The sequence below is a fragment of the Tissierella pigra genome (genome assembly GCF_018917845.1).
In the GTDB taxonomy this organism is placed as follows: domain Bacteria; phylum Bacillota; class Clostridia; order Tissierellales; family Tissierellaceae; genus Tissierella; species Tissierella pigra.
In genome coordinates this window covers 949,550-974,612 of sequence record NZ_JAHLPJ010000001.1, presented here as the reverse complement: position 1 = coordinate 974,612, position 25,063 = coordinate 949,550, and the positions used below count along the sequence as shown (strand labels likewise).

Annotated in this window: 20 protein-coding genes; all 20 read right to left on the bottom strand. The window is 29.3% G+C overall.

The genetic code is table 11. The features are described from left to right. Positions 1-680: 680 nt before the first annotated feature. The 20 genes from KQI41_RS04785 to KQI41_RS04690 all read right to left on the bottom strand — a co-directional run bounded on the left by KQI41_RS04785 (position 681) and on the right by KQI41_RS04690 (position 25,048). Positions 681-953, bottom strand: a complete 273-nt coding sequence (locus KQI41_RS04785; protein ID WP_154439947.1) for a hypothetical protein — start codon at positions 951-953, stop codon at positions 681-683. Between the two features lie 87 nt (positions 954-1,040). Then, positions 1,041-1,340 carry a hypothetical protein gene (locus KQI41_RS04780; RefSeq protein ID WP_154439948.1) on the bottom strand — a complete coding sequence of 100 codons (300 nt, stop codon included), beginning with the start codon at positions 1,338-1,340 and terminating at the stop codon, positions 1,041-1,043. 1 nt (position 1,341) lies between these two features. Then, the gene (locus tag KQI41_RS04775; RefSeq protein WP_154439949.1) at positions 1,342-2,463 is read right to left on the bottom strand and encodes a hypothetical protein; all 1,122 of its coding nucleotides are present in this window, start codon (positions 2,461-2,463) and stop codon (positions 1,342-1,344) included. Between the two features lie 107 nt (positions 2,464-2,570). Continuing rightward, a complete protein-coding gene (locus KQI41_RS04770; RefSeq protein WP_154439950.1) occupies positions 2,571-3,416 on the bottom strand; it encodes a hypothetical protein in 846 nt (281 codons plus the stop codon). 62 nt (positions 3,417-3,478) lie between these two features. Further along, a complete protein-coding gene (locus tag KQI41_RS04765; RefSeq protein ID WP_216584935.1) occupies positions 3,479-4,039 on the bottom strand; it encodes a DUF1643 domain-containing protein in 561 nt (186 codons plus the stop codon). 51 nt (positions 4,040-4,090) lie between these two features. Beyond that, positions 4,091-4,849 (bottom strand): hypothetical protein, encoded by a 759-nt coding sequence (locus KQI41_RS04760; protein WP_154440343.1) that lies wholly within the window; start codon positions 4,847-4,849, stop codon positions 4,091-4,093. 49 nt (positions 4,850-4,898) lie between these two features. Beyond that, complete coding sequence (locus tag KQI41_RS04755; protein ID WP_154440341.1) at positions 4,899-6,233, bottom strand: hypothetical protein; 1,335 nt, start codon at positions 6,231-6,233, stop codon at positions 4,899-4,901. 2 nt (positions 6,234-6,235) lie between these two features. Then, the gene (locus tag KQI41_RS04750) at positions 6,236-9,532 is read right to left on the bottom strand and encodes a serine/threonine-protein kinase (RefSeq protein ID WP_195837978.1); all 3,297 of its coding nucleotides are present in this window, start codon (positions 9,530-9,532) and stop codon (positions 6,236-6,238) included. Between the two features lie 334 nt (positions 9,533-9,866). Continuing rightward, positions 9,867-10,343, bottom strand: a complete 477-nt coding sequence (locus tag KQI41_RS04745; protein WP_195837977.1) for a DUF4365 domain-containing protein — start codon at positions 10,341-10,343, stop codon at positions 9,867-9,869. 60 nt (positions 10,344-10,403) lie between these two features. After that, positions 10,404-10,970 carry a site-specific integrase gene (locus tag KQI41_RS04740; RefSeq protein WP_216584934.1) on the bottom strand — a complete coding sequence of 189 codons (567 nt, stop codon included), beginning with the start codon at positions 10,968-10,970 and terminating at the stop codon, positions 10,404-10,406. Between the two features lie 250 nt (positions 10,971-11,220). After that, complete coding sequence (locus KQI41_RS04735; protein WP_059031719.1) at positions 11,221-11,634, bottom strand: hypothetical protein; 414 nt, start codon at positions 11,632-11,634, stop codon at positions 11,221-11,223. Between the two features lie 348 nt (positions 11,635-11,982). After that, the gene (locus KQI41_RS04730; RefSeq protein ID WP_154440337.1) at positions 11,983-12,486 is read right to left on the bottom strand and encodes a hypothetical protein; all 504 of its coding nucleotides are present in this window, start codon (positions 12,484-12,486) and stop codon (positions 11,983-11,985) included. Between the two features lie 611 nt (positions 12,487-13,097). Further along, positions 13,098-13,802 (bottom strand): hypothetical protein, encoded by a 705-nt coding sequence (locus KQI41_RS04725; protein ID WP_154440335.1) that lies wholly within the window; start codon positions 13,800-13,802, stop codon positions 13,098-13,100. A gap of 40 nt (positions 13,803-13,842) precedes the next feature. After that, entirely contained in the window at positions 13,843-14,448 is a 606-nt protein-coding gene (locus tag KQI41_RS04720) for a hypothetical protein (protein WP_154440334.1), read from the bottom strand. 15 nt (positions 14,449-14,463) lie between these two features. Further along, complete coding sequence (locus KQI41_RS04715; protein ID WP_229768563.1) at positions 14,464-14,730, bottom strand: DUF1653 domain-containing protein; 267 nt, start codon at positions 14,728-14,730, stop codon at positions 14,464-14,466. Between the two features lie 35 nt (positions 14,731-14,765). Continuing rightward, the gene (locus tag KQI41_RS04710) at positions 14,766-14,969 is read right to left on the bottom strand and encodes a hypothetical protein (RefSeq protein WP_078025145.1); all 204 of its coding nucleotides are present in this window, start codon (positions 14,967-14,969) and stop codon (positions 14,766-14,768) included. 21 nt (positions 14,970-14,990) lie between these two features. Continuing rightward, entirely contained in the window at positions 14,991-17,129 is a 2,139-nt protein-coding gene (locus KQI41_RS04705) for a DEAD/DEAH box helicase (RefSeq protein WP_154440332.1), read from the bottom strand. A gap of 9 nt (positions 17,130-17,138) precedes the next feature. After that, positions 17,139-18,422 (bottom strand): BREX system ATP-binding protein BrxD, encoded by a 1,284-nt coding sequence (gene brxD, locus KQI41_RS04700; protein ID WP_154440330.1) that lies wholly within the window; start codon positions 18,420-18,422, stop codon positions 17,139-17,141. Beyond that, the gene (locus KQI41_RS04695; protein WP_154440329.1) at positions 18,419-20,896 is read right to left on the bottom strand and encodes a PglZ domain-containing protein; all 2,478 of its coding nucleotides are present in this window, start codon (positions 20,894-20,896) and stop codon (positions 18,419-18,421) included. The genes brxD and KQI41_RS04695 overlap by 4 nt, the downstream gene beginning before the upstream one ends. 9 nt (positions 20,897-20,905) lie before the next feature. Further along, positions 20,906-25,048: a hypothetical protein gene (locus KQI41_RS04690; RefSeq protein WP_154440327.1), complete on the bottom strand. Its 4,143-nt coding sequence runs from the start codon at positions 25,046-25,048 to the stop codon at positions 20,906-20,908. Positions 25,049-25,063: the final 15 nt, after the last annotated feature.

The following is a 25,063-nucleotide window of genomic DNA, read 5'->3' as shown; positions in this document are numbered from 1 at the left end:
GGCTGGTAAGCGAGTGGTTGCAAGGTCTATCGCCCATAAGTTACTTTGAGTGACAAAGTTTGTTCGTGGGTTGCATTTACTTAAAAAATAGAAAAAAAGAGATAAAAAATGAGAAAATGACAAGCGAGTTTGCTCGTGAGCAGTGAAGAATGACAAAGTTTGCTCGTGGAAAAATAGGAACAATTATATGAGATGTAAGTGCGATATGCATAGGGGAGGTATTTACTTATATTTTTATATATATTGATTTCACTGGGCTACGGGGGATTATTGGTTGTTGGATTTCGGGAATGTTTGTGGCGGGGGGATCTACTTCTGCACAAATAAAAGGCGCCAGATTGGTTTCCCAGTCTGACGCTCTGTATCTTTCGTGAACAAACTTTGTAATTTTGAACCGACTCTTTTGTAAGTCGACAATGAACAAATAAGCCTATTGTAATAAATTATAATTAATATATTTAGTTATTAATAAAATTTTTCCTACATTATATATAGGGTATTTTATTGACCTAAATATACTATATAATATTTTACTTAATGTGTGCTATATTCGTCTTTCCAAATTAGAGGTTTAGATATACGTTTAAATCTATAAAATGTCCATACTTCTTCAGAAGAATCGTCTCAGAAACCTTTAATTTAATTCCCCAAATTCCAGACTTCTATTTATCTTCGTACTTTTAAAGGTTTTGGATTACATAATCTGAAAAACGTCTCAAAGCATTTATTACTGCATTGTGTGACTTTTTCCCCAAATCCTCTTTATTACCTCCAACATTATATTGCGGTAGAATTATATGTATATTAGTAGCCAGTTGTTCCCAAGAGATATTCTCCCATTCACAAATCTTATCAATTCTTTTGATATAATCATAAACCGTGCTAGGATTACCACTTGGAGTTATTTGCTTATATCCACAATCTATCAGATACCTTTCAAATTGTTCTTTCATATTATGTTTTCCTCCTTTCTAATATAGTTAATACATTTTTCCCTCTCCTTATGAGCAAACGTATTAATTTTTTATATCTACTATTTTTTATACTCTTTTGATAACTTTAGATGCAACTTTAATAATTTTGCCTTTATTTTTCCAAGCAAAGACACCTATGCCACCAAGAACAGCAATTGGTCCTACTCTACCAACTTTTATCCCATTATTAATACAGTCATCACAATATCCTGAAGGATTTTTAATATTTATCATATTTAAGCAATTGTGCTTTTTGTTTTTACACTTTTTAAATTCAATCCCGCAAAAACTACATTTATATGTGTTGTTTTTTATATGGGTAAAATAAGACTTCTTCTGACAATTTGAACAGAATCCCTCAAGCATTTTAATCCTCCTTATCTAGACCTTGTATATCCTGCAATTCCAAAATAATTGAACCTGTTCCTTGAGTATCAAGTTTGCTAATATCATCATTACCTTTAACAGTATTTTCCTTTAATTTAATCAGATTCGTTTTTATCCTTGAATGTTTTTGCCTTTTACTTATGTAATCAATAACTTGATTAATGTCTTGACTTTCAGATACTGATAATCCTTTCTCCTTAAGCAAATATGTAACTTTTTCACCTATTCGTAAAAGATATTCATTGTAAACTTGTTTGCATTCATAAAGTTCTCTCTGACCTTCTTCAATGCCCTCGATAACCTCATAGCATTTTGCTAATGCTAATTTAGAGTAAACATACCCTTGAATATAATAATTGCTATTATCCAACCATTTCTTCATAGAATCGTAAAATTTTATATCTTGCCTATTTGAAGGTTTAAAACTGTCAATAATAGACTCTAGCATACCCCTTTTTATTTCTTTGTTTAAGTCCTTATCAATTTTTATTTCAAAATAATCTACTAACTCCTGCAATCTATCAATGCATCTGTCGATTCTAGCAAATTTAAAGGAACTGTTGTCATCAATCATTAATGCTTTCTGCAAAGTCTTTAAAGTGCCAGTTAGTCTTGCGTTTGTTTTATCTCTTTCATTTTCTATTAATAAATCTATCTTCTCTGATATCTGTTCTAATCTTTGCGTAATTTCAACTAATTGCATTTGTCCTGCAACACTGCATATGGCTTTGGTTGCATTACTTATTGCACTTTTATTGGGAACCACCTGCTCTAATTCGTATTTTGATAGTTCAATATTTCCTGCTATTTCCCCATTCTTCTTGTTTCGTATCTGAGCACTAACACCATTCCATTCTAAATTTCCTGAATCTATTCCTTCCTGAAGATGTGGTTTAATAACCACTTCATACAGATCTTTTACATTTTCAGGGGCTTCCTTAATTGAAGAAAAATTATCTTTAGACTTTACTAAATTTATTAACCCATCAATTAATTGAGAATCTATTTCGGTTTCTTTCCGACTAAAAACATCGTTTACATCTAGTGTATTTAATACTTCTAACTCAATCTTAACAGGTTGTACTGAATTCCCTTCAACCATAGTTCTTCCACTCCCATATATAATCTTTATTTATACCGGTTTTATTCGTGAACATATTTTGTAATTCTGAATTGATTTACTTATAAGTCGACAACGAACAAATAAATCTACCCCTCAACACTATATGTAGGAAATACATCAATTAGTTTATGGGCCAATTTTATAAAGTGCTGATAATTGCCGAAGAACATTTTTAAATCTCCTTCAGAAACCTCTAGCCCTGTTGGATGTCCAGATTGATTCCTGACCTTTCGGATAATATCTAGAAAGTTAAAATTCAATTTAGGATTTTCAAACCCTAATTCTTGAAATAAACTTATATTTGATTCTATCCTTTTTTCAAATTCATCAAGTCTATCATAAGCAGATTTTGCATTAATAACTTTGCGTTTGAAATTTTCAATTTCGTTAGACGTTCCATTGTTCTCCAAATATTTATAGTATGCATTGCTAAGATTAATTAATAGGTATTCTGCAGCACATCCTAGCATTGTACTCGCTGCTAATCTATTATCTCTTATTCCACATTCACAAGCCTCATATAAATATCTCTTTTCAATCTGATCAATATCCATACTTGAGATTTCCAACATAAAGTTCCGATAAATGGAATCCTCCACAATTTCATTTTCAATTTCATCAATTTCTACACTTGTTATGTTATATGCTAATGTACTTATATAAACACCTACCGCAGCATATTCTTCATCATCTTCATAAATCTCGAAACAGATTTTCTCTAACTTCTCTAGATTATCTTCTAAAGTCTTTTTAAACTCAATAGGTGTTTTAATATTAATGAACATCTTTCTTTGATTCGACACTATACCTGAATAATCCCAACGCCTATCATATACTATTTTTGAATGTTTGATAAAGTTACTAAGTTGAGTTTCACCTTCTATATCTAAGTATTTAATCATTGTATAATGTAGACTTTTCTCTGGCGTCATTTACTCACTCTCCATTTCGTATACTAAAGATATTGCTTATCCTTCATTAAATTGATAGAAATTTATAATCCTTCTATGTTAAAATTATAATCTACTAAGGTCCACTTATCATTAAATCCTCTACTCGGATGCCTCATTATTTTATCATTACCATCTTTAAAACATTTCAACTTATGTTCATATTTCTTTAATATACCTTTAATTCTTCTCTTCTCATTTATCTGTCCACCTCTTGTCCAAGCAATGATTATTATTGATGAATCTTCAAATGCTTGCTCTATATATTCAATATTAACACTTTCATAATCTTGATTTCTATATTTTAAATTATCAGGATTAGTAGACATATATGAAAACAAATTAACTATGGACATACCACTAAATCCATTATCAACAAGATAATTCATAACATTCATAACCGTTTGATCCATTTTTAGAGAATTAGCCTTGCTAGGATTTAACATTATGACTGCTGCGGTATTTTTACCTTCACTCCATTGTTTTTTTAACAGGTATCGATATGTATGTTGTCCATCTTTTAAAAATTTCACTTCTGTATTTATTTGCTTCTGGTCTGTCTCAATCATATTCTTAACTTCAACTATATCTTTAATTGTTTTCACACCCTTTTCACTTGTTCTCGCCTTAAACATTATCCTATTGATAATTATCGTTTAGAATAAACTCATTTCGATATCAGAAGCACGAAATTTTGATAAAAATATTTTCCCCCGATCATCAACATCTTTAAATTTAATACCCAACTCATTAAGATATGCTGCCTGACTTCTGAGAAATATTGTATATTCAGTTTCATACTTTATTACATTCTGCTTAGTATCATTTATATAACCATCTTTTCTTAAACTAAGAGCCGTTATACCATTAGGTTGTGTATGATTGCCTACTACACGGGAGTCCATCACTCCAAAATCATTTGGAAACAGGAACCGCATAAATGTTGTTGCTGTAGGTATTCTAACTCCTCCAATTCGGAAAAGTGACATATCCTTTTTCTCATATGCATTCATTAACTGATTTACCGTGTCAGCATTCCACTTAGCCAAGACATTGTCCATCTTTAATTTAGCACGCCCACCTTGACTTGTCATTTTCCAGTATACAATTGCTGAAGATATTTGCTTCAAATTTATTATATGATTATCTGTAAGATTATTGGAGATAAATGCAGCATAGCAATCTTGAAATACTTCTTGTACAATACTTTCAAATCTTCTAATATTTATACCATTAGGATTTCCATTTGGTACTTCTCTTGCAAATATTCCAATAAACTTTCCTACATTATATATGTTACCTGTTTTCACAATTTCTAATTTACAGTCTGGCGAATTATAGTCGTACTTCTGTCTCAACATTACATATTTATCAGACGTCATCAATAAAGGTTTATTGTTTATCTGAGACATCATCTTTCACTCCTCAACCAGTATTTTACTTGTTAAGTATTAACAGAAAAAATCATTTATTCTTGGTTAATAGACTATCTTTCTGAATCTTTATCTTTTCTCTATCAAAAATTATCTCTGGAACCTCTTCTATCAAATAGTCTTTTCCAACTGGAATGGGGTTATATTTAATGTTAATTAAACATTGAGGATATAATACTATATCAGTTTGAGTAATGTTCTCTTGTTCAATCCATTGTATCCTATTTCGATTTTTCTTCATATAATTCATTAATTTACTCTTTAGTTGACTAATTTTATATTCATTCTTATCATATATAATATAAATTCTAGTTTTATTAATAATTGATTGTAATGCTGAAATAACTTCATCATTTAACATCTTCGATAATTCTCCTGATGATATTACAACTTCAGATGGTTTAATATTTTTTAATGAAGTTAGAATATCGAAATACTCATTCTCTAATAAATATCTATCCGTAAAATAGTATTCTTCTATCTCTTCCTTACTTTTATTATCTAAAGTAGTATTATTCGATAAAACCTGCACTAATTTTTCAGTGTTTTCCTTTTTTTCACCATCTATACTAACTTGTATGTCTAAATATTTGCCACAATTAAAAGGAGGAACTAAAAAACTTCTTGCACCAGTGCAGTCATAAATTTGTCTTGCAAGAGTATTTCCATATATATTCTCTGGGTCATTTTCACATTCAAATAATAAATCATTATCTCTAATATTCTTATATATAAATGCTCTTTCTTCAATATAACATAATTTTTCATATTCTTTCCCAATTATCTGGTAAATTTCATTTCTGATACTATTATGTTGTTCTTTAACTTCGTAGTCTTCCTGTCTCTTTTGGTAATATTCATCAAAATCACTAAAATGGTTTGTAATAAATTCATCAGTAATTTTAATTTTTTCGTCTAAACAAGGACACATATAATCAGGTTTTTTATATGTACGATCTAAATCCTTGATTTCACCAGTAATAGCATTTATATAAATCCTATTTAATTCCTCTTTTTCAATAACAGTCCTTTTTAATTTATTCAATGATTCCTTTCCTTTAGGTGTTAAAGTAATTATGTTACTCTTGATGTATAATAAGTCGCTCCCTGACATCTCACCTACTACATCATTTAAAATTTCTTCTTCTACACCAGTCAATTCTGAAATATTATGTATTTCATTATATTTACAGTCAACTAACTTCAGTATTATTTCATAAAAAAAGGGTAATGGTTGTTCTTTTCTAACCAATGTCTTAAGTCCTATTTCTTTATACGGTATATATAACTTTATCGATTTAATAAAGTTATAGCCACTTTTTATAGGAGGAATTAATCTATTTAAATCATAAGCAATATTCCACATATTTAAACCTCCCTATTTCCGTCTGCATTTAAAGAAAGATAATCAATGATCCTGCAATGTTCCGGATTTTCCTTTATATATTTTATTATTAATGGAAACTTGTTGTCATTAATGCTTGTATCACTTAAAAACTCAGCATCTCCAATTATTATTAAAAGTCTTTTCGCTCTTGAAAATGCAACATTTAATCTTTCTTCGGATTTTAGAAATCCAATATTTTTGTGTTTATCACTGCTTCTGACAGTAGAATAAATTATTATATCCTTTTGACCGCCCTGAAAAGCATCAACTGAATTCACTACTACATTACTATTTATGTTATCATAGGTATTTTGCTGTATTTCATTACGAATTAAATTCTTTTGCCCACTGTATGGTGTAATAACCCCTACATCATACTCAGAACTATCTATACTGTTATTTATAAGTTTTAATTGTTCTTTTACAATATTTGCCTCTAGCATATTCCTATACGTAGTTGAAATATTCTCCTCAAATCTATCTGGTGACTTTGAGGTATCTAGCCAAACAATGGCTAAGTCCATATACTTCTTGATATTATGCTTTCTATCTTTTATTGAAACTCCATTTAAAATTTGATTATCATAAAAAAGTTGACTTATCATTGTTCCAATAGTGGGGTGCATTCTATATTGTGTATTTAACACTTGCTTATTTTCACTAGGAAGATGTTCAAATAGTTTCATAAATATACTATTATATAATGTATTAAAATCTAAGTTGCTCTCAATAAATGTTTGCTTACTATTCTTTATTAGTTCTTCGTCCAATACTGGTGGAAGTTGCCTATGATCGCCAACCATTATAATTTTTTTTGCTCTAATGATGGATATTAATAATTCTGGAAATGTTGCTTTTGCTGCTTCATCGATTATTACATAGTCAAATACCATATCATTTATTACATAATTGGATATAACACCTGTACAAGTTCCTGAAACAATCTCAGCATTTTTTATAAAGTGCTGCTGAATATCCATTCTACCAACAATTCTATTTACCCAATCTTTTTGTATTTGAAGAGATTTAAAGTCCTTTGTCTCTAATAGTTCTTTATACTTTTCTTCGAAATATGTTATAAAAGACATAGCACTTTCATATAATTTTTCATCTTCTCCCTTAGAAAACTTAGTTTCCATAATCGCTTCACAATACTTATCGAACTCTTCCTTATCAATTTCTAAAGATGATAACAAATTTTTTGCAAAATTATTACTACCGTCAATAATTCTATTAACCCATCTTGATTGTGCATAATCTACGGCATATTTCTCCCTAACAGTATCTGATAAATTTTCATCTCTTCCTATTCTAATAACTTTTATATTATCACTAGAAGTTTGATCTAAATCTTCAAGCATCTTGTCCACAGCAGCGTGTGCTTGAGATACTAGCAAAATTTTCTGTTTAAATATTTGCCCTTGGTTGTTCATTTCAAGTATTTGTCTTAAAATCTCAATTATTACATTAGTTTTTCCTGTACCCGGTGGCCCTTGTATTAGTGATATATCTTGAGAATTTAACGCTTTAGTAACTGCTTTTTTCTGCGTTCCATCTAGTAATTCGTTAAAATAAACTCTTCCTGTAGGTGCATTAAAAAAACTTGCTGATTGTATGCCAGAAAAGATGCTTTTTAAATTTGAGGGACTTACATAGTCTTCATTATTAAAAGAATTTAAGGCCTTTTTTTCTCTATTAATCAAAGAAAGATTTCTTCTATAATCTTCACATATAACTCCAATTTTAGGTAACTTTGACTTCAACCCCGTATTTATATTATTTAGTTTTAAATAGAATTTTTCATTATCAATATAAATACTCTTTAGATTTCCTATCTCAACAACCTTATTTCTTTTGCCCTTCGTATTTTCATATATAAATGTAATTTCATCCTTATTTTCATCAAGTAAATAATAATCCTGTTCATTAATAGAAAAAACACAAACATTATCTTCTATTTTAAATGAATCATAGTTTACTCTAATAACATTCTTCTTATATTCTATTTCCATTATATCTAGTAATTTATGCCACGCGAAAAACTTCTTCGTGTATTCGTTATTGACATTAGAAGAAGATAAGAAGTCCTTTTTGCTATCTTTAGTACTAATTGTTAATTCAAAATTATTATTAGAAGGTATTCTTTTTCCACCCAAAATAAACTTAACATCCCCATTAACATACATTGCTTTTCTCTTAATTTGCTCTCTTTTATAAGGTTGTAACTTATCTACTTTAGTAATACGGAATATCTGGTTCTTATCATCATAATAACACTCAAAATAATAGTGAATACCATAAAGCGTATATAACTCCTCTATTTTATCTTCTTCATCATCATTTTCAATAAATATATAGGCTTCCAAAAAATCTTCATTAATGTAATTTTCTATTATATCAGCAAAATTATCACTATTAGGAACTAAAGAAAGATTTCTCATATGTACTATTTTACCTGAATCAATTGAAAAGATATAAGTTCTATTTTGCTTAGTAAATCTATTAAATAACTTTTTTAATTCCTTTCTAACTTCAAAAATATTATCGTATCTATCCTCAGGCGATAACTTTACCATTTTTTTGATTATTTCTTTAAATTCAATATCAATTCCACCAGTCTTTTCTAACTTTGTTTCAAACTCATTTGCTATTGGTGGCTCTTCTCCCGTAAATATAAAATATAATACTGCTCCTAATGAATATATATCACTCTTTTCTGTAGCATTCTCACTATGAGTATGAACTTCTGGGGCAGCATATTTATTGGTGGCAAACTGAAATAAAGTATCAGAGTTTACCATATCTTTTATTTTACTAATTCCAAAATCAATTAATTTAACTTGTTTATCTGGAGTAATCATTATGTTCTTAGGATTTATATCTCTATGTATTATATTATTTTCGTGTGCTGTCTGAATAGCACTTATCAATTGCTCTATAATTTTGACTTTTTCAATAGTATTTAATTCTAGGACATCAATTTTTTGCAGTTGTTCCCCTTCAATATACTCTAGAAATACTCGTCCGCATTTTCCATAATTATCATCATTATGAATATCATAATGTTCTAATCTGACGATATTACTACACGTTCTTAATTTAGTTAATGCCCCTACTTCTCTTTCAAAAATAACATTATGTAAAGGAGTATTAATTCCCTTAATTATTTTCATAGCATAATGTTTCTCTGTGGATATATCTTTAATCTCAGATACCTCTGAATAACTGTTATTTCCTGGCTTTAATATTCTTACAACTTCATATTTGCTTAGTACCATCCTACCCAACCCCTCCTTACTTCTTTTTTGCATTCATTCATACATCTTGTTCTAATAAAATGAAGAATTAATACCGACCAATACAACATAGTGATATCATAGTTATACTTTTATACTTGGTATCGACAAATCTATTACTATAATTATATATGATATTGTAAATTCTTGCCACAAAAAATAGAAGACTGACTAATATTAATCATCGTCTTCTATTTGATCTAAAATAATATTGGATTTCTTTCTAGCGGATGAGTGTTCATTTACAAAAATAAAATGCACTAGATTATTTCCAAGTCTGACGCTTTGTTTCATTAATTTTACTCTCTAATTTCTCTTAACATAATTTTTTCTCAGTAAATTCTCTAATGACTTCTTGAAACCTAAATATATCCAAGATATCATAGTTTTTCAGTGATATATTAATTCCATACTCTGGAGCACTTTTTTGCCCGGGTTTATCATAGTTTCTATCAACAAATACTTCATTAGGTTTTTCCCATACCCCTGATGGAATTATAAACATATCAGGACTCTTTCCATTTTCAAATAACAATAATGTAAGGTACAAATTTTTATTACTTATATCAAACTTGCTCTTTTGAACAAAAACATACCCTTTATTTCTTAAAGATTTTACTTGTATTTCACAAAAACGACCATTTTTATCTTTTACAATAAAATCTACTCCGTGATCATCTACCTCAGATGAATATATCTCTAGACCATAAGAAGCAAATTCCATTTTTGCATAATATTCAGCATATCGCCCTAATTGCAATGTGTTTAATAAAGACCAATCAGTATTTGGCATATATCTCCCTCCATTATAAAATCTAAACTTCTAGCCCTAGGAATATTACATCTATAATTGTTATAAAAAGAAATTCTGCAAACTTTCGTCGATTTCCTCTTGTGATAATCCAATATACCTTTTAGTTACCTCCTGAGAACTATGGTTGAAAATCTGCATTAATTTTGCAATATCTTTTGTTTGTTGATAGTAAAAATAGCCAAATGATTTTCTAAACGAATGCATTCCAAAGTTCTCTATTCCTAATTTCTCTGCTACATTTTTAATATACCTATAGGCCTGTACTCTAGTAATATGTGATTTTACCCCATTCGCATTTTTTTGCCTGCTTGGAAATAAGTAATTTTCTTCTTGCATTCCAACAATGTAACTATTAATTTCCTGCCTTAACTGTTCATTGATTGGGAACAACTTTGTTTTATTTGTCTTTTCTTCTCTAATAACAATATGAGTTTTATTTTTTACATCTGAAACTTTTAGAGAAATTATGTCTCCAATACGCATTCCTGTGTTAAATGCCATAATACAAAGCATATAATACTTATAATTGCGCTTCAGCAGTTCTCTTTTGAGTTCAATAATCTTATCCATATCTTTTATTGGCTGAACTAATTCTATGGTAAACACTCCCTCCAGAAATTTTTTCTAGTCTCATTATATCACGCTTACTGTTATAAGGCAGCCCAATATGTTACACTAATAAGACATAAATTATGATATTATTAAAGGGATGTTTATTTTTCAAGGCTTTCAGCCATTTTATGAGATTAACTCTTTTTTAATTGTGTTACACTCGAATAGAAAATTATTTAAATACAAAAGTCAGGATTATCACCTGACTCTTATAAATTTTATCAAATGGAAGGGTATCTACTTCTTAGTAAACAACTTCAGGTTGAATATGAAATTCTTTTTCATTACCTTGAACTTTTAAATAACTTGGCCAAACATAAAACTTCCAGTGTTTACCTTCTCTTGGGTTCTCAAGTATCATCTCTGGTTCCATTAACCTTCTAAGATCTTTAAAGTTAATATAATATACTTTTCCTCCTTCTAACCGAACTGCAAGTATCGAAATGTCTGAATCATCTAGAAGTTCGACTTGTTTAGTTGTGAGATCAAACCAGCCTTTACCTTGAGAATGCAACTTTGAAGATGGAGTACAAAGAACTAATTTCTTGTTATTGCTCACTCCTTCAAACATAATTCGTTTACCTTTAATGGTTGTTAGCGAGCAATTATAATTTTCTCTGATTGTTTTGAGCACAATTTGCAAATTTGGAATCGACATCCTTTCTCCCCCTTATAAATGATATTTTCTTTATAATACCATATTATGGTGTAATCTGTTTTAGCAATTCTATGGCTAACAACTGCTGCTAATCAATAGCGATAAAACTGTGTTAACTACATTGAAACTTCTATCATTAACAGATGTTTTATTACTAAATAACACTCCATAAATTATGTCTTCAAATAATACTGCAATTTCCTCTTAAACTATGTTGATATTTTGTATTAATCATCTCTTGATCCTCGGGTAAAAGCGGACAACGGCAGCATAATTTATATTATGTTGAGGATATTAAATGAAATATATTTTTCTAGTACCCCTAGGCTATAGTAAAAGAAATGGAGATTACTCTCCACTCTCTTTCCCAATTTTTTCCTCATACCATTCTCTTAATTCTTGTTTTTTCTTTTGATAATTTTCCACACTACCATAAACAAGAGTTAGATAATTACAAATTAATGTATTCAAACCTTCTGATGTTATGCTATCATTAATATTCTCAAAAAAATGAAGTATTCTTTTTGAAAACTCTTGAATATTAATAATAAATAAAAGAGTATTGCACTGATGGATTAAAAAATTCCTATCAATACCGCTAATTTTTTCATATAAAGAAGGTATCTCTTTGTAATAGATAAAATAAGCGAAAGACCTTCCTTTTACAAAACCAACCTTATATCCATTTTCGGTTATAACAAACTCTTCTTCTTTAATTAGAGTTGCTGCAAAGTCAAACTCATAACCTGTTAAAGGTTCTCCCATTGGGTAATCATTAATATATTTATCAAGCATTTCTAATGTTTCCACACCATTTTGAGCATTTTTTATACGTTCTTTTAAAATTTGCATTTTTATTCCTCCCTTTTATATTTAGCAGTGTTACTTATAAGATCGCACATAGTTGCAACTTTCACCTAATAAAACAATAAACTATAAATTTTTTAAAAAATATCTTTGAACTTAATTGAAGTTTCAGTTTATAAAAGAAATAAAGGCCGTTATTCTTTATAATATAATTATATCGAAAGGCTTAAAAGGCTGTAAACTATTACTATTAAAGTTTATTTCCGTAATTTCGTAGATAAAAATTGCTAACACATCACCATCACTGAGTTTGAGACCACTTTTTAAAAGCAAAATTTTTTATTCGAATCATTCCAAATTTACCATTTTCTAACTCATTTCCTGTTATGTATCTCTTCTTTTATGCAAAAAAGGATGAAAAAGATGAAAAAGTTACATTACAGTTTCATCTTTTTTGTCTATGGAAACTTTTTTATAAACAAAAATTGAATTTGTCAAGCATTTTTTATAAATTTAATCACAATTTTCAAAATAAAAAAACAGATAGTTTGGAATGCATTAAATCATTATCTAACGAATTCCAAATTACCTGTTCACTTAATTTCTATTAAACTTATATTATAAAACCTTCAAAATTAAATTACTCTTAACAAATATTATTGATGTATATTATCTTTTAATACCTTTAAGATATTTTCTCTAAATGACTTAAATGATTCCCCTTTCATACCATAATACATAAAGTGTCTACAAGCCATAATACTCGCAATCTTTCCATTTTGATATTTAAATCTATATAACGGTAGTTGCTTTTCTATATCTTCAATAGTTTTATCTAAGCAAATAGATTTTGAGGGTATAGCACCTCTTTCAGTTAATATTTCATCAAAATATTCAACAGTTCTCTTTCCGTGAAGAATAATTAATCGAGGCTTAATTTCCATAAGTAACTCATAGAACACTTCTTTACCTCGCTCAATTATAAAGTCAGGTTCTTTTTTTAATAATTTTAGGCTTTCTGTTGGATAAGGGATAACTTCTGTCTCAGCAATTGCTTCACAAGTATTACTTGAGAGCCAATTAAGAAAAGATTTCATACCAGTACGAGTTCGAGAAACTTCTTGTTTACCTTTTTTTACTCTGTACATCTTATAAAACTCAATAAATCTTTCATAATTCATAAGTAAATCTACATATGTATCCAAATCCATATCTAATGGATAAATCGGAGTCGCAGGATTGGTGCCTACAAAGAAAATATCAACTTTAGATAATTCACCTTTACAGATGATTGGCCTATAATATGCCTTATTATCAGCAGGAGCCTCACACATTTTCTTAATATCTTGTTTAGATAGCATATAATTCACCTTCTTTTACCCTTACTTTTAGATACTGCAATCACCTAAACTCACTCATAATAATCTTCTCTATGCTACTACAAAACCTATTCCAATTTCTTGGGAAAGAATTGGAACCACTACTTTCAAATTCCCCATCTGCGGTTTTAATAATAATTGACCAACTTGTCCCATCTAAAACAGAAGCAAAGTATTCCTTCTCCCATTTTAAAATACGGATACTTTCTAATTCCGAACGAAACTTTTCAATTTCAGTATTTTCTATCACAACTTCTCTATCATTAATAATCTCATAACCATCTTCAAGTTTTTTATAAGTTGCAGTATTGTTTTCTAAGTCTATTGACACTTGATAAGAACTTCCAAAATAACCTCCTACAAATGCCTCAATGGATAGAATATTGTTTTTACAATTTAGGTACACTTTCCCATCCTCTATTATAAACAGATCAGGATATTTTCTAATTCGAGCACTTACCTGATTTTTAGGTATAGGTTTCTTATCTTTTCTTTCATATAGACCATATTCATTAACTCTTAAAGTTATTTCTTCAACTGTAGTAGAACCGTATTCATTTATAACTCTTTTGATTGCTTCGTGTAAAGTTATATCATCTATACATTCTGATCTTTTTACAGAGGTCATACCCATCTCTCCTTGTTATTCCTCACACTCTTCAAATCTATTTACTAACATCCCATTAACTTCAACCTGTTCTAAAAACATATCAAGTGGTCTTACCCAGATACCCTTTTCGCCATATAATGCTTGGTAAACAACAAGTTCTTCTAATGTTTCTGAATGTCTTGCAATATGCAAAACAAGATACTCCTTTCCTTTAAAATGCCTATATTTCTTTCCGATTGTTAAATTACGATTATTCATCTTTCTATCTTTTGTAAAAACTACTGAATTATTATCTTTCATTGTAAAAACTCCCCTAAAATTAAAATAGCCTTAGATTATTCTATAACCATTGTGATTTCAATATCACTATTGCACTTTTGACATCTTCCCTTATTCTTAGAAGTAATCTTTATCTTTTCAACTGTTTTACATTTAGGACACTCATATTCGATTACTTTACCTATATTTTGTTCAAGTACTATTTCAGGATTTTTCTTTAGATAATTTTCTAAATCCTTTAAATTATTAAAACTAGGCAAAACTCTTCCCCCTTCCCAACATTAATATATCTTTAATATTTCTATTGAAACATTCTTAGTGAATTCCTTAGTTTTTTCTACATCATATGCATAATCTGCACTCATCTTTTTTCTTAATGTATCTGGCAAGTATCTCTGATATTTAGATAGTGAAATGTCCGGTACACGATTGATTAGTTCATCATAAATGCAATTAAAATAATCCTCATCATTTTTCATATTGTGAATTTCATCTAAGATTTCTTTATCTGTTGGTCTAAAATCTTTATCTACCACAACTAACTTAAATCCACTCCACGTAATACTTTTTATATCAATCATTTTATTTATTAAACTTAAAGCAGTAGCCAGTGTATAATTCACACGGTTTCCTGCGTAGGTATGAAAGTGATATCCATCTTTAATCTCCTCGATAATCACTTTCCCAATTTTAAGCCCGAAAGCCTTCTCTTCATATCTAATTTCATTTAGTACATTTTTTTCATAACCATTTAGAAAAGAATAATCTTCATCAGTGCTTAATACTTTGAGTATTTCTTGGGATAACTCATAAGAATAAAAGCCTTCTCCACTCATCCACCTTGGAGGCAATGCTGTTTTTGTTTCTACTACGTGTATTATTGATTTATCATAATCTATCTTATCTGTCTGCCAATATTTACCCGCTAAAATAAATTGAAAGTTATCTCCCAATGCATTAACAAACCATCTTTCTAATGTACCTATGCTTCTGTTTCTATACTTAACTGTAAATTCCTTATTAGTTTCAAAGGCAGAATATAATGTCATAAAGTTTTGTCTTCCGAAACTTTTTTCGGTTTGAGTATCTACATATATATTATTTTTTTCCATTTGTATAAATTTCTTATCTATCATATATCCTAGAAGATCTTCATATTCTTCTCTACTAATTCCTGAAAATGAATAAGTTCCTTTTAGCACTTCAAAAACTTTATCTTTATTGATACCAAATTCTGCAAGAGACATAGTTAATATTTGATGAAACATTAAATCATATGATATCTTACTAACGTATACATTTTCAACAAACCCTTTAATTGCAAGATTCAATATAGCGATTGCTAAGATAAATTTATTAGATTTCGTCGGGAAAAATACATAATGAGCAATTGTACCTTTTCTTCTACCTGTTCTTCCCATACGTTGTAAAAAAGATGAGACTGTATTAGGAGAATCAAGTTGTAAAACAATATCTAAATCTCCAATATCAATTCCCAACTCTAATGTACTAGTAGCAATAATACAAGTATTATTGCCAATCTTAAATCTCTCCTCTGCCTTTTCCCTAAATCTTTTATCTACTGATGAATGGTGAACAAAAGTTTCTATGCCATAATCTTCGATAGATTTTTTTAATCCTTCTGCTGCACTTCTACTATTAGAAAAAAATAGAGCCTTCTTTCCATAAATTCTTTTACATACTTCAGCACCGAAGTCTTCATTTTTCTTGTTAAGTTTTATCTCAATAAGTTTTTGACTATTTTGTCTAGGTGGATCTATTATAGTCAACTCTCTATTGCTACTTCCTTGCATCCATTGACCAATAGTTCTAGGGTTACCTACAGTTGCAGAAAGACCAATTCTTTGAATATCATATTGTGAATAATCCTGTATTCTTTCTATAAGTGCCATTAGATGAACTCCTCTTTCACTATCTGCAAAAGAATGAATTTCATCAACCACAACAAATCTAATATTCTTAAAAAAATTATTCTTATCTATTTTTTTATTCATTAGAATTACCTCTAATGATTCTGGTGTAATCATAAGTATATTAGGTGGTTGTTTAAATGACTTAATCTTTTCACTGGATTCAACATCTCCGTGCCACTTAAAGACACTTCCATATACAAAAGAAGAAAGATTCTTAAGCCTTTCTTCCTGATTATTAAGTAATGCCTTTATTGGAGATACATAAATCACTGATGTTCCTATTATATCCTCTATATGGATAGTATGTAGAATAGGAAAAAATGCTGCTTCAGTCTTTCCGCCTGCAGTAGGTGCAAGAATTATTGAATTTTTCCCATTTATTATTTCAGGAATAGTCATTTCTTGAACTGGTGTTAACTCTCTCCAACCAAGTTTGTTTATAATCTTTTCTTTTATAGGTTCACAAAGCATATGAAAATTTGACATATTAACCACCTAAAAGTTAACAATATGTGCAGCAGTATTCTCAACTGTTTCTGCCATTGTTCTAATTTCATCATTAAATACGAACTGCTCTACTGGTACATAATTGTCATACATTTGGCTCTTATCAAGTATATCTACTAATGTTCTTAAAAAACCTCTTGGTCCAATACTTATTTCTCCACCAAAACCCGTAGCCATATCATCAATTAGTTTTTCTATAAAAGAATCACTGACTTTTTCATTTGGAGTCCAAGAATATACCTCACCGTGAATACTCCTAACTTTTTTTGCAACCTCATTTAATTTCTTCTTATTAAGCCCCTCTAAAAACATTACAGGCTGCCTTAAGTTTTTAAATGTTTTATCTCTTTTTACTTTAACTCTTTGATACAAAGGTTCTAATGATTTAAATCCCTTTTCACTCTCCATTAAATCAGTGGTTCCTGTATATAAGAAAAAGCAATTTGGAAAGTTATTCTTGTCTGCCTCATCGATAAAGAACCTAAGATTCTCATATGCAGCATTACGCATATCTGCTCTCACTAGTTTCTGCACTGTTTCTACCTCATCAAGTAAAATTACTAATCCTTGATATCCCGCAGATTTTATCATATGAAGTAATGCCTTGAAAAATTCAAATGAGTTTTCTCTAGTTACCGAACCTGCTACATTTAAGCCTTTTTTAATCTCTGGTCTTACATTTTCACCTTTAAGCCACGCAATTGCCCCTTGAGATAGAATTTGATTTCCTTCATATTTTGCTTTATAAAACCCCCTAATTGCATTAGCAAAAGAAGCAGCAATAGAACCAACTATCTGTAGTTCCTCATTAATTCTTTTGTACATTTCTTGTGAAAATCTTTCCATATCCTCTTCAGGATCTATTCCTTCTATCTCAATTATCTTGTCTTCTATGTTTAGAAGCCATTCTTCAAGGATAAGAGTAAATGCAGGAATCTTTTTATTATCTGGTATTCTCATACCGTCCATAATTTTTCGGTAAAGTTCTTCAAACTTATGAAGTGGGGCTTCTTGTGATATAACTACTGAAGAAACCACAAACCCTTTATCATATGCCTTCTCTCTCGCTGCTGTACTAAAAAAAGTTTTACCAGAACCATAATCTCCAATAACAAATTTAAATGAAGATTTACCTTTTTGTACATTATCAAGTTGTATATCAATTTCTAATAATTCCTCATCTATACCAACTGCAATATTCTCTGTCCCTTCTGCTGGAACTGTACCATTCCTCAGAGCGTCGATAATATCTTTTAGAAGTTCATTCTTCATAGTATCTCCTCCAATCTATCGTGATTAAACTTATACATAATTAAATCACCCATAGCAGATTCTTCAATGATATCTAGTCCGTCTTTTTGTAGTTTTTTAATAAGTCTTCTTACTATTGCACTTACTAATCCTGCGGATCCTGTTTTGTTTTTTAATATCTTCTCAATATCCCTATTACTTATAGTTTGATTTTTAAATCCATATAATGAAGTAAGTATAATTCTTTCCTTTTCACTTAATTTGAATTTTAACTTTAATTTGGTATCTTGATCTAATTGCAATATCTCTGAATATGTAGATGATAAAGAATTTTCCCCAATAAAGATAGAATCCTTCTTTGTTACTTTTGCCTCTGCAATTATAAATGGAACAATTACTTCCTCAATGCTTGCACCACCGTGACTGTAAAAATCCTTTTCACCACCACCTACAAAATATCCTTTATTATCGTACGACAATGCAATACTATCTTTGATATTTATACATCTACCTAAATAAGGTTCTCCATTGGTTTTTAAATATCTTGATTTAACGCTTACTATTCCTTCTTGGTCCTTCATATTAATATTTTCATCAACACGCATTAATCCGTGGTCCGAAGCAATTACAATATTTGAATCTTCAGTAATCATTTTTAATAGTTCTGTTATACTATTTTCAAAAACCTTTTTCTGTTTATCGTAGAATATATAGAAATCTTCTGTTGCTTTGTGTCCGTCATTATCGAACATATTAAATATTAATATATTTATCTTTTTATCTTGTAATATTATCTCTTTTAACTGTTCCTCTTTTTTTACACTTTCTGGCTTAGTAAGGAAAGTGGTATCATTCTTATTTTCCTTTAGAATACTTGAATATATAGCCTCTCTTGAAATTGAAGTAATAGTTGGTAGAAGTGCAAAAGAACTCCTGTATTTTGTATTTCTAACTGTAAATACTTTTTCAAAGTAAGGTCTAACAATATATTCCCAAGCATCATATCTCATACCATCAAAAATAATAATATATGTCTTCTGGGAATCTAAATTGAGTATATTAGGAATATCGCTATTTAACAAAGGCCTTGATACCCCGTAAGGACTATTGATCCAATAATCATAATCTTTTTCTAGAAATCTTGCAAAATTCTCCCTATACCTATTTAATATATTACTCACGCGTTTATCGACCAAAACGTATCTATGCTCATCTATTAAGTTTTGTTTATCTAAATATCTCAATTCTGATAATTTATATTGCAAATCATAAAGATAATTCTTATAAAAAGACTCCCATTCACTATAACTACTTATGCTGTCGGCAAAATATATTTGTTTTTCAGCATATTCCACTCTACTAAAGAAATTGATTATTAAATCATATAAATCTGTTAATTTACTAATATTTTCAGTCTTATAATTAACATTTTCTTTAATTAATACATTTAGTTCATAAAGGTTATCTAAATTATACTTAAATACCTTCTTTAGCCCTTCCAAATTATAGTCCTTAAGCACGGCTTTTATACTCTCAAGAACATTAATTAGAGAACCAGTTCCCTCTCTAAGTATTTCCTTATAACTATGTTCACTTGAGAGAATATCTATTTTTGCATTTAGTATTAATTTTTCAGCCCAATCCTTCTTTTGTATATAATATTTTTTATCTTTTTTACCTATAAGATTTGCAAACTCCACCAATTTATCTAAGTGTTCAGTAAAGGCATTCAGTTTTTCGTACTCATCCTCTAGAACAATTTTTAAATTTTCATCAGAAAGTCTATCAAAACTATCCAATCCGCAGCATACCCATAGGAAACGCTCAAATTCTTCAAATAAATTCATTTCTATTACATTCGATAAAATTGAGCCATATTCTAAAAATATCTTTCGAATCAAGCCTTTTACATCAGTCCTAAATTTTAAGTTTCCAATTCCACCATATAAATCTCTTATATCTCTATAATATAAATAACAATCTGCCTCATCATTTATATGAACAGCATCTAACTCAAGTAATGAAGATAACATCACTTTATCGGTCTCGAGTTTCTCTATATTTCTTTTTCTAATAAGTTTTCGATAGTAAATTAATTCATTGAACTTTTTCTTAATATCTATACTACCAAACTCGTTAACTTCTTCATTCCATTTAAGATCTTCTTCAACACACTCAAGTAGTGACTGCATAGTGATTTCTTTTACTGTTCCGCCTTCAGATCGTTTGATGAAATCTAATAATTTATTTTGTATATCTTCATTTTTTAAGATTATTATATAATAATTTCCTCTGTTTTCTTTTATATCTTCATATAGAGCCCTAAATACAACATTTTCGTTTGCAAAAATGACTTTATAAGGATATAGATATAACTCTATATCCTTAATATCATCCAATAGTTTGTTCTTATCTTGGAGCACCAACAGATGGCTTTCTAAGTTAGTCATCTTTTCTAAATATTTCTGAAGATAATATCTATACATTTCACCCATTATAATCACCTAATCATCATTTCTAAAATCTGTAAACTTAATATAAAGATTTGGTTTGATGTCGTCTTGTCCCTCAACTACTTGAGTAAACTTCTGTATCATTTCTTCTTTAGAGTAAGCCTTATCTTTAAAAACCTCTATTAACTTGTTGATATCTCTTTGTATAAAATTAATATTTACTTTCAAGGCTCTATCAATGAATGGTATAACCTCAGGATTTATTGTCAAAAATTGCTTATATTTATATACCCTATTATCATCAAGAGGTATCTCATACATCTTTTCCACTAAAGTAATTACATCTTTCTTCTCTCCTATTTCTCTAAGGTCATTAATATACTTAAATACCTTCTCTTTATTGGCATTTGTATTCAGTTCATCTATATAACCCAATACAGCATTATCAATTGCACTGTCAAAATAATCCCTACTATCAACATATTTCTTCTGCCCTAGTTTAAAATGACAAATGCAACTACTCTCCCCGCCATTAATATGTTTCAACGGTGATTCCTTACATTGCCCCTCTAATTGTTTATCTATATCATTTCTAATATTGATGTAATCATAATCCATATTAATTCTTTCAATATGACTCAATTTGGATAGGAATTTAAAATTATCATCTTCTAAGATACTTCTCAGTTCTTCAAATTCTTCTTTGCTGTTTTCTCTATTATGTTCCTCTACATATAGGGATATAAAACTGTTCTTAAAAATATCAAATTTTTTATTCATTTCACTTGTAACGGACCCAAATATGAACTCATCTCCATTACTTAGAAGATTATATATATCTTCATACTGTTTAATTAAATCTTTATATTCCTCCTTATCAGGAATAAATTCTTTGTATCCTTTAAGCATTACATTGACTCTTCTAATACCCATAGGGACTTCTGAATTAATCCATTCAACTATCATTCCAAAGTCTTTGTACTGACTTTCTAAATCACCCTTGGTAATACTATCTTTATTTTCCTCTATAAAATATTCTAAACCATCTTTAGAACCATTAGACTCTACAATGTCTTCTAATATTCTTTTAATTGTATCAACAATATCATATGTCTTAGTAAAACAGTCCTTTTCTATATCTAAAGGTTTTCTAAAATTGGATACTTCGAATAATATGTTATTTATTGTAGATACTGTATTGTTTTTAAATTCAATTAAATCTTCCCAAAGTTCTTCTTGAAATGAAAGATCTTGTTTCTCAAATTTCCTATCAAAGAAGAGTTTTGTTATTCTTATCAATCCTTCAGTATACTTATCATCAACAAATTCACCCATTTTAAACTTTGTAACAGAAGTATTTAAAGGTGCTTTCACATTTGCTATTCCAACTGGCATATCATTCTTAACAGGTATAAGGAAGCCTTTTTTTATCATCATTCCAAAAAGAATCTCAGTCATATTTCTATCTGGACCAAATGAGGATTTTCTAACTTTATTATATAGATTCTTAAAAATTACCTCATCCTTATTTTCTACACTTTCTATTATTAGTTTTACAAGACTATTATTTTTTGAATCCACAGTAAATTTAAAGGAATCTATTTTTATATTGGCTTCTCCAAATTTTTTAACTATATTTTTAATTATACTGACATCTATGCCCGTTGGATCAGTTTTTCCACCAAATATATAATTGTTTAAAAATTTATTAGTCACATTATCTGTTAAGCCTAGACTTTCATCAGGACAAATAAATTTGTTGCTGCTATATACTTGTTGAAGTACATTACCTATAACTGCTTTTATAATCTTAGTTAATGACTCATTGCCATAAGAAGAAATGTTAATGTCTAGTTTTCCATCTATGTTGAAGAAATTGCCATTTAGGTAAAGACTTTTCAGTACTTGAAAAACTTCATCCTCTAAGTTTAATATCTTCTCGTCTACTTTCCCTAGTAACTGGATACTCTCTTTTGAATTTGTATCCTCATTATTCTTCTTATATTCCTTACGAAGTTCTAAATAAGCATAATACTCCTTTAATCTTTGTAACTTGTCCTTTCCTTCTTCTTTTTCTAGTTCATCTGAAGGAAGCCAATATACTATAGCCCTAGATAGCCTTTTTTCAATCTCTTTTGAAGATTCATCTTCATAATTTGACCACATAGATAATAAAGATTGTTGTTTAGTATTACTACTTACCTCTTTTAGGGATTTATCTATGAAATTCTTTTGCTGCTCATACTCAAAAATTGTACCAATGTATAGGTAAAAATCATTCTCTGAATTTTTTAAGTCATTTAGTGACTTTGATAAGTATTCTTTTGATCCAATCTTTTCTATTTGATTGAATATAATTACTCCTTCTCTTGCTGTGTTGTTCCAATTTATTCTATATGGAGTAGGTTCATTAAAATAACTACTTATATTTAAAGGTTCCTGGGTTAATGTTTTTGCAATTTCAGGAACAATAGAAACTACACTTTCTCCTTCAAGTAATCCTAGTTTTTTCTTTAAATCTTGATTAATTTTAGTGGAAAGACTTACATCTTTATTTATATAGTATTTATTGTCTCCTACATTACTATCGCTGTTACTTGGGTCAATTTCAATGAATCTTCCTTTGTCATACATCCTTAGAAGAATTTTATTTACTTTTTCTTCAGCAAAATCTCCCTGCATCTTAGGATATTGAATCATATATGTTAAATCTCTGACATTGTACTCCTTCTCTAAATCTAATATTTTCAAAAGTGTCATAACATCGATTAACTTGCAAGCGGTTTCCCTATCAGTATCTCCGTCTTTAAATAACTCTTTGATTTTCCCATTTCCTAAACCTTCAGGGCCCATATAATAAGAATAAATGCTTTCAAAGTATTCTCTCTTATCGCTTAATTCTCTGATTCTCTCTTGAAAATGATTAAGTATTCTATCTGGAGTCACAAGTCTTAAAAAATCCTCATCCATTATCCCTTTTGTCTTGCCGCCCTCATCTAAATTACCTTTTACTTCACTTAATACAAAATCAACAATTGATCTTTGTCTTGATAAGAACCGAACAGATTTTGAAAGAATATTAAGAGTTTCTGGGTGAAGAGGATATACTTGTTGAAATGTCTTTTTATCCACTTTATCAAAAGCATTATATTTATTTTTTAATAATACATAGGCTTCTTCAATTTTATCTGACTTTTTCTTAATGATTAGCCTTTGATCTATTATTTCCTCAACATCATCTACTTTTAATGTAAATTGATTTTCTGTTGGAAACCTGTCCTTCATCAAGTCATAAACATCAGGTACTGTTATATCATTTAATGAAGATAAAAATGCTCCTACAATCCAAGCAGGAATAACCTTCCCATTTCTCTCCTTCTCAGCATTTTCTAGGAATACTTTAAGAAATAGTGCATCATTTCTTGCCCTAACCCCTCTGTCGTTCAAGTATTCTGATAATTCATCAATTAATACAAGTACACCATCATAGTTTTCTTCATCTAACCACTTATAAAGATAATCTAATCTATCCTTTCTACCTCTATTAGGATTGAAAAATGTAATTTCATATTTATCAATAAAGGCTTTGATCAATTTTGTTATAGTTCTGCTACTCTTAATCTTTGATTTGAAATCAGCCCACGTTAAGAACATTCCCTCTGAATCTATTCTTACAAAATCGTCTACCTTTTTTTCATAATTAGAATTTGCTACAATAGCCTCTTCAAACTGTTTTATATAGTAACTATCATCAGTAAAAGGAAAACCTGTTATATCTTCTGCAGCATTGAAAAACATTTCTTCTAGTGAAATCTCAGGTCCACCCTCTTCTGCCATAATTGGTACAACAAAAACTTTTCTTTTTTCAAAAAAGGTTTTTGCACTATCGATAGATTCGCTTTTTCCTCTCATTATATTAAATGTTTCATTGTATTTAACAAGCAATCCTAAAACAGACATAAAATGAGACTTACCACATCCGGGAAGCCCCGATATGAGAAATCCGTGACCTTTATCCTTAAAATTAGTTATTTTGTAGAAAAAATTGCTTAGATTCTTTTCAACACTTTCAGTAATGACATAGCCTTTAAGTAAGTCCTCTAGTTTCTTTTTATCCGCTTGATCAGACATATTATCTGTAAGCCTAACAATTTTATCAATCTTAGGTACTTCAATAATCTCTCTAATCTTCATTTCCTTCCCCCCATT

Excerpts from the sequence above, each read along its gene's own strand:
- KQI41_RS04785 (WP_154439947.1), bottom strand. The coding sequence starts at position 953 with ATGAAAGAACAATTTGAAAGGTATCTGATAGATTGTGGATATAAGCAA.
- KQI41_RS04780 (WP_154439948.1), bottom strand. The coding sequence starts at position 1,340 with ATGCTTGAGGGATTCTGTTCAAATTGTCAGAAGAAGTCTTATTTTACC.
- KQI41_RS04775 (WP_154439949.1), bottom strand. The coding sequence starts at position 2,463 with ATGGTTGAAGGGAATTCAGTACAACCTGTTAAGATTGAGTTAGAAGTA.
- KQI41_RS04770 (WP_154439950.1), bottom strand. The coding sequence starts at position 3,416 with ATGACGCCAGAGAAAAGTCTACATTATACAATGATTAAATACTTAGAT.
- KQI41_RS04760 (WP_154440343.1), bottom strand. The coding sequence starts at position 4,849 with ATGATGTCTCAGATAAACAATAAACCTTTATTGATGACGTCTGATAAA.
- KQI41_RS04755 (WP_154440341.1), bottom strand. The coding sequence starts at position 6,233 with ATGTGGAATATTGCTTATGATTTAAATAGATTAATTCCTCCTATAAAA.
- KQI41_RS04750 (WP_195837978.1), bottom strand. The coding sequence starts at position 9,532 with ATGGTACTAAGCAAATATGAAGTTGTAAGAATATTAAAGCCAGGAAAT.
- KQI41_RS04745 (WP_195837977.1), bottom strand. The coding sequence starts at position 10,343 with ATGCCAAATACTGATTGGTCTTTATTAAACACATTGCAATTAGGGCGA.
- KQI41_RS04735 (WP_059031719.1), bottom strand. The coding sequence starts at position 11,634 with ATGTCGATTCCAAATTTGCAAATTGTGCTCAAAACAATCAGAGAAAAT.
- KQI41_RS04730 (WP_154440337.1), bottom strand. The coding sequence starts at position 12,486 with ATGCAAATTTTAAAAGAACGTATAAAAAATGCTCAAAATGGTGTGGAA.
- KQI41_RS04725 (WP_154440335.1), bottom strand. The coding sequence starts at position 13,802 with ATGCTATCTAAACAAGATATTAAGAAAATGTGTGAGGCTCCTGCTGAT.
- KQI41_RS04720 (WP_154440334.1), bottom strand. The coding sequence starts at position 14,448 with ATGACCTCTGTAAAAAGATCAGAATGTATAGATGATATAACTTTACAC.
- KQI41_RS04715 (WP_229768563.1), bottom strand. The coding sequence starts at position 14,730 with ATGAAAGATAATAATTCAGTAGTTTTTACAAAAGATAGAAAGATGAAT.
- KQI41_RS04705 (WP_154440332.1), bottom strand. The coding sequence starts at position 17,129 with ATGTCAAATTTTCATATGCTTTGTGAACCTATAAAAGAAAAGATTATA.
- brxD (WP_154440330.1), bottom strand. The coding sequence starts at position 18,422 with ATGAAGAATGAACTTCTAAAAGATATTATCGACGCTCTGAGGAATGGT.
- KQI41_RS04695 (WP_154440329.1), bottom strand. The coding sequence starts at position 20,896 with ATGGGTGAAATGTATAGATATTATCTTCAGAAATATTTAGAAAAGATG.
- KQI41_RS04690 (WP_154440327.1), bottom strand. The coding sequence starts at position 25,048 with ATGAAGATTAGAGAGATTATTGAAGTACCTAAGATTGATAAAATTGTT.